Source organism: Streptomyces sp. RP5T, from assembly GCF_003933965.1.
Lineage (GTDB): Bacteria > Actinomycetota > Actinomycetes > Streptomycetales > Streptomycetaceae > Streptomyces.
This window is the reverse complement of record NZ_RSAJ01000385.1, coordinates 1-8,111: the sequence shown is the minus strand read 5'-3', so window position 1 is coordinate 8,111 and position 8,111 is coordinate 1. Positions and strand designations below refer to the sequence as shown.

The 8,111-nt window shown below is 66.7% G+C and carries 3 protein-coding genes and 7 pseudogenes; 5 read left to right on the top strand and 5 right to left on the bottom strand.

Translation table 11 applies throughout. The features are described 5' to 3' along the window. Positions 1-615: 615 nt before the first annotated feature. Positions 616-1,311: pseudogene (locus EHS43_RS30670) on the bottom strand (IS256 family transposase); the annotation flags it as partial. 83 nt (positions 1,312-1,394) lie between these two features. On the opposite strand from EHS43_RS30670, the gene EHS43_RS30665 reads away from it, so the two are divergent. Next, on the top strand, positions 1,395-2,612 hold the full coding sequence (locus tag EHS43_RS30665) for an ISL3 family transposase (RefSeq protein ID WP_221740773.1): 1,218 nt from the start codon (positions 1,395-1,397) through the stop codon (positions 2,610-2,612). Then, entirely contained in the window at positions 2,609-2,971 is a 363-nt protein-coding gene (locus EHS43_RS47155; protein ID WP_221740772.1) for a transposase, read from the top strand. The genes EHS43_RS30665 and EHS43_RS47155 overlap by 4 nt, the downstream gene beginning before the upstream one ends. A 37-nt stretch (positions 2,972-3,008) precedes the next feature. On the opposite strand, the pseudogene EHS43_RS30660 reads toward EHS43_RS47155, so the two are convergent. Continuing rightward, a pseudogene (locus EHS43_RS30660) lies at positions 3,009-3,517 on the bottom strand (transposase); the annotation flags it as partial. A 179-nt stretch (positions 3,518-3,696) separates the two neighbouring features. Here EHS43_RS30660 and EHS43_RS30655 point away from each other — a divergent pair. Next, positions 3,697-4,681: pseudogene (locus tag EHS43_RS30655) on the top strand (transposase); the annotation flags it as partial. Between the two features lie 4 nt (positions 4,682-4,685). Here EHS43_RS30655 and EHS43_RS30650 read toward each other — a convergent pair. Next, a pseudogene (locus tag EHS43_RS30650) lies at positions 4,686-4,958 on the bottom strand (transposase family protein); the annotation flags it as partial. 156 nt (positions 4,959-5,114) lie between these two features. Here EHS43_RS30650 and EHS43_RS30645 point away from each other — a divergent pair. Next, positions 5,115-6,490 (top strand): annotated as a pseudogene (locus tag EHS43_RS30645) (IS1380 family transposase). A gap of 409 nt (positions 6,491-6,899) precedes the next feature. Here the strand turns inward: EHS43_RS30645 and EHS43_RS30640 are convergent. Together EHS43_RS30640 and EHS43_RS30635 are read right to left on the bottom strand one after the other, a co-directional pair. Further along, positions 6,900-7,233 (bottom strand): annotated as a pseudogene (locus EHS43_RS30640) (IS5/IS1182 family transposase); the annotation flags it as partial. Between the two features lie 79 nt (positions 7,234-7,312). Further along, complete coding sequence (locus EHS43_RS30635) at positions 7,313-7,642, bottom strand: Lsr2 family protein (RefSeq protein WP_125193956.1); 330 nt, start codon at positions 7,640-7,642, stop codon at positions 7,313-7,315. A 116-nt stretch (positions 7,643-7,758) separates the two neighbouring features. On the opposite strand from EHS43_RS30635, the pseudogene EHS43_RS30630 reads away from it, so the two are divergent. Then, positions 7,759-8,111: pseudogene (locus tag EHS43_RS30630) on the top strand (transposase); the annotation flags it as partial.

The window sequence follows — 8,111 nt, the reverse complement described above, 5'->3', positions numbered from 1 at the left end:
AAGTCACCGCACGGGACATCGCACCCGAGCCGGGCCCCGGCGTCCTCGCCCACCTCAGCCGGCCAGAGGCTGAGGCCGGGCAATAGCCTCAGCCGTCGGCGAGCCGGCCGTCGGGCTGGGCGTACGGTCCATCGCGGTGGTCCTGTCGGCCGTCCAGCTGAGCAGAATGCCCAGTGCCTCGGCGGATTCGGGCTGGGGCAGGTAGGTGAACAGGGCGCGGTCGGGGCGGGCGGGTACGGCGAGTGAGTGGTAATCGAAGCTGAGTGCCGACGGCCGGGTGCACGATGCGGGCGAAGCCCAGGCGCTTCTCCCGGACATCGCCGGTGGCCCACAGGATCCGGAAGGGTCACTGCGTATGGCGAGTTCACGGGCGCCGGTGATCGGGTCTGTGCCGGCGGTAAAGTCCCCACCGGCCAGGCGGGCGCGTTCGCGCAGGCCGGCCAGTGCCAGGCCGCTGCTGGGCGGCGGGACAGCGGGCGGGCGTGCGGCGTTGCGTACGCTGATGGTGAGTGTTTCGGTGTCGACGGTGACGGTCAGCCGCGTGGGCGCACCCGGGGCGTGTTTGTACACGTTGGTGAGGGCTTCGCGCACGATGCGGTTCACCCGCTGGTCGATGGGGGTCAGGCGGCCATCGAAGGCGATCTGGAAGGCGTTCAGGGGTGCCTTCCAGCGCATTGTCCAGCGGCGCCGGCCCTTGCCCGTCGGGTCCAGGCTCATCAGCGCCATGTAGACGCACGTACGCGGGGCCTCTGAGGGGAAGTAGCCGCGGGCCCGAACCGCCTTGCGGATCCGGGCGTTCACACTCTCGATCGCGTTGGTGCTGCAAATGACCTTGCGGATTTCGACGTCGAAGGATAAGAAGGGCACCATCTCGGTCCAGGCATCGGACCACAGCTTGATCACGGCCGGATACTTGGTGCCCCACTTCTCGGAGAACTCCAAAAACCGTTCGGTTGCGGCGGCCTCGCTGGGAGCGGTGTAGACGGGCTTGAGATCCTTGGCGACCTTGTCCCAGTCCTGGCGGGCACAGTACCGGATGCTGTTGCGAATCAAGTGAACAATGCACGTTTGGACGACAGTGCGGGGCCAGACCGTCTCGACCGCGTCCGGCAGACCCTTCAGGCCGTCGCAGACGAGCATCAGGACATTTCCAGTTCCACGATTCTTCAGCTCGGTGATGATCTACAGCCAATGCTCGGCGCCCTCACCACCGTCACCGGCCCAGATCCCGAGAATGTCCCGGGCGCCCTCGACAGTGACGGCCACCACAACGTAGACAGGGCGATTAGCGGCCTTGCCATCACGAATCTTGGTTCTGTCGACGATCTTGTGATCCGGACGGCTGAGTACGTTGCTCCGCCTGTTCGCGATCATGCATCGCGTGCTCTCGTGATGTGCTCCTGGAGCTGTTTCCGTACCTGTCCGCGTTGCTGATCGAGGAGGTGGAGAGGCGACCGGATCGGGTGGTGTTCAGGGCGCGGGTGCGGGCGGCAACGGCGGTCTGCGGGTGCGGTGAGAGCTCGGCGCGGGTGCACGGTCGGTACATACGTAGGCTGCGTGACGCCGCGGTGGGCGGTCTTGGTGTTGTGATCAAGTTATGCGTGCGCCGTTTCCGCTGCGAAAACCCCGTCTGCCCGGCGGTGACGTGCGCCGAGCAGGTCGCGGGACTGACCACCCCACACAGTCGCTACACGCCCTTGATGCGTGGGATGTTGACGCAGATCGGCCTGGCGCTGGCGGGCCGGGCGGGAGCCCGCCTGGCGATCGCCATGGGTATCACGGTGGGCACGGACACACTCCTGCGCCTGGTCAGAGCCGTGCCTGAGCCGGACGTCGGTGAGGTGGAGGTCCTGGGTGTCGATGACTTCGCTTTTCGCAAGGGCCGGCATTACGGCACGGTACTGATCGACATGGCTACCCACCGGCCGATTCACCTCTACGACGGTCGCGAGGGCGAGGACCTGGCCGCCTGGCTCCGCGGCCATCCCGAGATGAAGGTGATCTGCCGGGACCGCTCCCGCGGTTACGGAGAGGGGGCGCGGGTCGGAGCACCACAGGCCCAGCAGGTCGCCGACCGGTATCACTTGTGGGCCAACCTCGGCCAGGCAGTCGAGAAGACAGTCAACGCCCACCGCTCCCACCTGGTCGAACCTCTTGCCGCAGCGGAAAGCGGCGCTGGCCACCTGGAAGCGGAGCCCGAGGTGGTGCAGCCGTCGAAAGAGCTGAAGATCGTGACCCGGCTGCGGGAGCAGCATGCTGCCGCCCACGAGCTGTGGCAGCAGGGCATGTCGAAGGCGGCGATCGGCCGGAAGCTCGGGCTGCACCAGGCCACCGTCCGTAAACTGGTCAACGCCCGCTCCGCCGACGATGTCGTGGCCAAGAACCTCCAGCGAGCGCATGTCGTCACCCGTACGTCGGCTACCTGCACCGGCGTCGGAATGAGGGCGTCAGGAACGCCGCCCAGCTCTACCGCGAGATCCAGCAACTCGGCTATCCCGGGGGTGAGTTGGCTGTTCAGCGCCACCTGCGGCGCTACCGGACCGGGCGCGGACACGCACCCGACCCGGGACCGAAGCCTCTATCGGTCCGCGAGGTCACCTCCTGGATCATGACCCACCCCGAGCACCTGCGGGATGAGGACGCCGACAAGCTGCACCGGCTGCGTGAGCGCGATCCCGAACTGGACCGGCTCACCCTGCACGTCAGGAAGTTCGCTGCGATGATGACCGGCCGCCACGGTGACCGCCTCGAAGACTGGATCACCGACATCGAACAGGACAGTCTGACTCCGCTTGCGGGCTTCGCCCGCAACCTCCGCCGCGACTTCGACGCGGTCCGCAACGGGCTGTCTCTGCCGCACAGTTCCGGCGCCGTCGAGGGCAACATCAACCGGCTGAAGATGCTGAAACGCCAGATGTTCGGCAGGGCCAGTCTCGATCTCCTTCGCAAACGCGTCCTGCTCACACGGTGAGCCTCGACCGTCCGGATCACAAGATCGTCGACAGAACCCGAATCTTGACGTAGATGACGGCCACGAAGACGACTGGGTAAACGCGGTCCAGCGGGCGGGCCTGCCATTCCGCCATGCCCTCCATCACCTTGTCCGTGATCGTGGTGATGGTCTGCTTGGACACCTCCGCCCCGTACACCTCGGCCAGATGCGCCGATATCTCCCCGTGCGTGACGCCCTTCGCGGACAGAGACAGCACCATCTCGTCCACGCCGGTTACTGTAGTCGACGCTGCCGCTTGCGGACGATCTGCGGTTCGAAGGTACCGGCGGTCTCGCGGGGCACCTTCACCTCGACGGGGCCCACGTCGGTCAGCACCGTCTTAGCCCGGGTGCCGTTACGGCTGTTGCCACTGTTCCTGCCCGCCACGTCGTGCTTGTCGTAGCCGACGTGATCGGCGATCTCGCCCTCCGGAGCGGACTCCAGCACCCGCTTCGTCAGCTGCTGCAACAGCCCACCCTGCCCGGTCAACTGCAACACCTCCGACCGGGCACACTCCACCAGCATCGCGACGAGCTGCTCGTCGGACACGGCCACAGGCTGCCCGGACTCGGCACTTTCGACAGGCTCAACAGTCTCCAACTCCACGGCGGTATCAGTCACTTGACGTCTCTGCCGTGATCGTCGGAAGCGCCGTTAGATTCACACTGTTGTTCAGCGATGATGCCGCGGACTACCGAATGCCGCTGAAGCTCCTGGCCGGGCACGGTGACGGCCCTGAGTCGCCGATACCGGTGGCCATCGAGACCAGCCGAGGCCTCTCGTCGCGGCCCTACGGACCGGCAGCCGCAAGGTCTCGCGATCACCCCGCTTGCCGCCTCCCGCTACCGCGACCGCCACGGCGTGTCCCGCAAGAAGTCAGACACGGGCGATGCCCTCGTGCTGGCGAACATCCTCCGCACCGACATGGCCGTGCACCGGCCGCTGCCGGCGGACTCCGACCAAGCCCAGGCCATCGCGGTACTCGCTCGGGCTCAGCAGGACGCCGTCTGGAACCGTCAGCAGATTGGCAACCAAATCCGCTCCCTGCTGCGCGAGTACTACTCCGCTGCCCTCGACGCCTTCCTGGCCAAGCAAGGAGGACTGGCCCGTGAGGGAGCCCGCAAAATCCTGGCCAAGGCGCCAACGCCTGCAGAGGGCTCGCAGCTGTCGCTGAGCCAGCGGCCTTCCGCCCTCAAGCGCGCCGGCCGTGTCCGCAGCGTTACCGAGGAGGCTGACCGCCTACGCGGTGTTCTACGGGCCGAGCACGCTCGCCAGCCCGCGGCTGCCGAGAACGCCTTCGGGAAGCCAGCCTGCCAGGCCAGTGAGGACCTCGACGAAGTAGTTGATGCCAGCTTTCGCGAGCATCCAGATGCCCCGATACTCCTGATCTTCCCGGGGCCTCGGTGCCCAACTCGCAGCACGAGTTCTCGCCGAGACCGGCGACGACCGCAACCCCTTTGCCGTGCCCGCGGCCTGAAAACCTACGTCGGATCCGCACCGATCACCCGCGCCTCCGGCAAGAAACACCACGTCGGACGCCGCATGGTCAAGAATAGCCGGCTCCACCGCTCTGGTTACCCCTGGGCCTTCTCCTCCCTGCGCTCATCACCCGGCGCGCAGGCCCACTACCGCCATCGACGCGGCTTCGGCGACTGGCACACACAAGCTCAACGGCACCTCTTCAATCGTCTGCAGCCTTCGTCGAAGCTGCCCGAGCCGCCTCGGCCAGGGTAGGGACGAGTGAGGCCAGGGGGTCGACGGCCTCGTTGACGTACCGGTGGACGGTGGTGGTGCCGACCCCGAATCCGGCCGCGAGCTGGGCATAGGGTTGGCCGTTGCGCAGGTAAGCGAGCGTGAGCAGGGCCTGCCGCCCCGGACTCAGGCGCCGCCCTCGGGTGCCGAGAGTGCGCCGGCGTTCCCTCAGGCGGGTGGCGAGGAAGCGGAGGGCAGAGCTGGACACGTCGATGCCGGACGAGTAGACAAGCCTGCGAAGCCTCTAGCCTCGCGCTTTCATGAGGTGGCCTGTCCGCAGGCTGATCAGAAACACAGAAAGTGCTCTTGACCTGCAACGATAGGACTTGCTGAGGGTCCTGTTGGCTGCGAGGAAAAGAGCACTTTCCGGGTGAGAGAGCCTATCGCGTCGTACCCGCGTGTCCGTGTCCAGGGAGACGGCCGCCAGGTGGTCTCGCAGGCTGGCTCGGTCCTGCTGGTGGAGACGGTCCGTAGAACCGGCCTCGACCAGGCGATATCCGCGGCGCTGGCACCGTGGCGCAAGCCCGGGCAGTCCATGATCCGGGGAAGATCCTCCTGGACGTCGCACTGGCGGTTGCGTTGGGCGGGGACTGCCTGGCCGATGTCGGCATGCTGCGGGCCGAGCCCGCCGTGTTCGGGCCGGTCGCCTCCGACCCGACGGTCTCCCGCCTGGTCGACACCCTCGCAGCCTCCGGAGAGAAAGCTCTGCCAGCGATCCGTGCCGCGCGGGCCGAAGCACGCCAGCGGGCCTGGCAATTGGCCGATGGGAAAGCGCCCGATGCGGGCAGGGCGGTGACCGTCGATCTCGACGGGGTGCTGGTGATCGCGCACTCGGACAAGGAGGACGCCGCACCGACGTGGAAGAGAACCTACGGTCACCACCCGCTGATGGGGTTCGTCGACCACGGACCGGGCGGCACCGGTGAGCCGGTGGCGGCCCTGCTCAGGCCGGGGAACGCGGGCTCGAACACGGCCGCCGACCACATCACCGCCACCCAACTGGCCCTGGCTCAACTGCCGAAGAAGTACCGGCGCGGACGGCAGACTCTGATACGCACCGACTCCGCGGGCGCCACCCACGACTTCGTCGCCTGGCTCGCCCAGCGAGGACGGTGGCTGTCCTACTCGGTCGGCATGGTGATCACGGACACGATCCACCAGCACGTGCTGAAGGTTCCGGCGTCGGCCTGGTCGCCCGCTGTCGAGGCCGACGGCGAGATCCGTGACGGTGCCTGGGTCGCCGAACTCACCGGCGATGTCCTGGACGGCTGGCCGAAGAGCATGCGGCTGATCGTCCGGAAGGAACGGCCGCACCCTGGAGCTCAGTTGAGGCTCACGGACGCGGACGGCATGCGGCTGAGCTGTTTCGCCACCAACACCTCCGGCCGGCCGATCGCCGAACTCGAGCTCCGTCACCGGCTGCTGGCCCGGGCCGAGGACCGCAGCCGGGCTGCCCGGGCCACCGGCCTGCGGAATCTCCCTTTGCACCACACCGCCCAGAACCGGATCCTGGTGGAGATCGCGCAAATCGCACTGGACCTGCTGGCCTGGATGCCGATGCTTGCACTGACCGGCACGGCCAGGTGCTGGGAGCCCCGCCGGCTGCGGCTCCGTCTTTTCACCACGGCCGGACAACTCGTGACCACCGGCCGTCGGCGGATCCTCCGCCTGGCCTGGCACTGGCCCTGGACCAGCCACATCACCACAGCTCTCGAGCAGCTCGCACTCCTGCCGAACCCCGGCTGACCAACGGATTCCCGTCCCTACGACAGCAGCTCAACACTCGGAGCAGTGGAACCCGGCGCCACCCCGAGGCGACACTCGGGCCCTGGGCCTGCACAGCCTTCGCCCACGGCACGAAAACGGTCCACCGACTCCGTCGGCGGACCGTCACGAAACTTCGAGGCTAGTGAAGAGGCTCTCTTGATCGAAAATTCATCTACCAGGGGGCTTCACCCGTCCTTGAGGGCAACTACCCAGCTGACGCGGAGATCCACAGGGGCGTGACGTCAACAATGAGGTTCTTCAGTAGTGCCTCGTGAGGGTGATGCCGTGGCAGGCGTTGACGACGCTCCCGCGCAGGGAGATTGCCGCCGTGCTGGTCCCGGCCATTGCTCCCGGCGTCACCCGATCGGTGGCCGTTCTGAAGAGGCTCAACAACGTGGTCGCCCTCACCGAAGCCGGTGAGGGCTTCGTGGACGCCTGGGGCCCCGGGAGGCCGGCACCTCCGGGGCCTCGCCCAGGTAGCGCCGGGCGGTGGCCTGCGATAGGGCGAACCAGGCGCCGAGCTGGGCGAACGTCTTGTTCTTGCACAGGTGGATGAGTAGTGCCTAGTCGAGGCAGCCGAGCGTCCGCCAGCGGGTGTTGCGGGTCCGGCGGTGCTCGTAGTGCAGCCCGGCTACATGCTCGACGGGCTCGTGCGGAACGTCGAGCATGGCAGGATACGGAAGGGCCCCTTCGGTCGCCGGTGTGCTGAGTGGAATCACCACGCACACGACGAGGGGCCCTGCCTCGTCACCACGCCCGCTGACCAGCCCATTTCACCCACCAGCACAGGATGAAAGAGGCTCAGTGAGCGGCTTCATACTTTTCGATGACATCCCGCGATACACGGCCACGCGAATTGACCTCGATACCCTGCCTCTGGGCCCATTCACGTACCTTCACAGCATCCGGTGCCGTAGCCGTCTTCTTTCCTCCTCCCCTGCGGGAGTTGCCACCCGCCTTGCGGCCGACCTGAACGAACGGGCCCAGAGCATCCAGCAGCTTCTGGTAGCTGTCGGGATTCAGGTCCACTTCATAACTGACACCATCGAGGCTGAAGGTGTGGGTGGCGATGTCCTCTCCTTCAGTGCCAGTCAGGTCATCGGTATAGATGGTTACGGTGCGCTGAACCATTGCAACATCCTCTTGTTCAATCGGTGTAGGCGCAGCTTAATCGGGAAGAGGAGCCTTGACCCCTGATCTTGGACACACGAGACACTGGATCCTGAGGATCTGAGAACGGACATCTCGTGGTCATGAAGAACTATCCGCCGCAGTTCAAGGCGGACGCGGTCGCGCTGTACCAGTCGCGGCCCGATGCGACGATCCGGCAGGTCGCTGCCGATCTGGGGATCAATCCCGAGACCTTGCGGAACTGGGTGCGGGCAGCCGGCGTGAGCCGGCCGCGGGGGCGCCGGGCAGAGACGTCGGCCGAGCCACCGACACCGCTGGAAGCGGAGAACGCCGCTCTGCGCAAGAAGGTCCGTGAGCTGGAGGAGGAACGCGAGATCCTGCGCAAGGCGGCGAAGTATTTCGCCGGGGAGACGCGCTGGTGAACCGCTTCCAGTTCGTTGCCGACCACCACCGCCGCTACGGCGTGAAG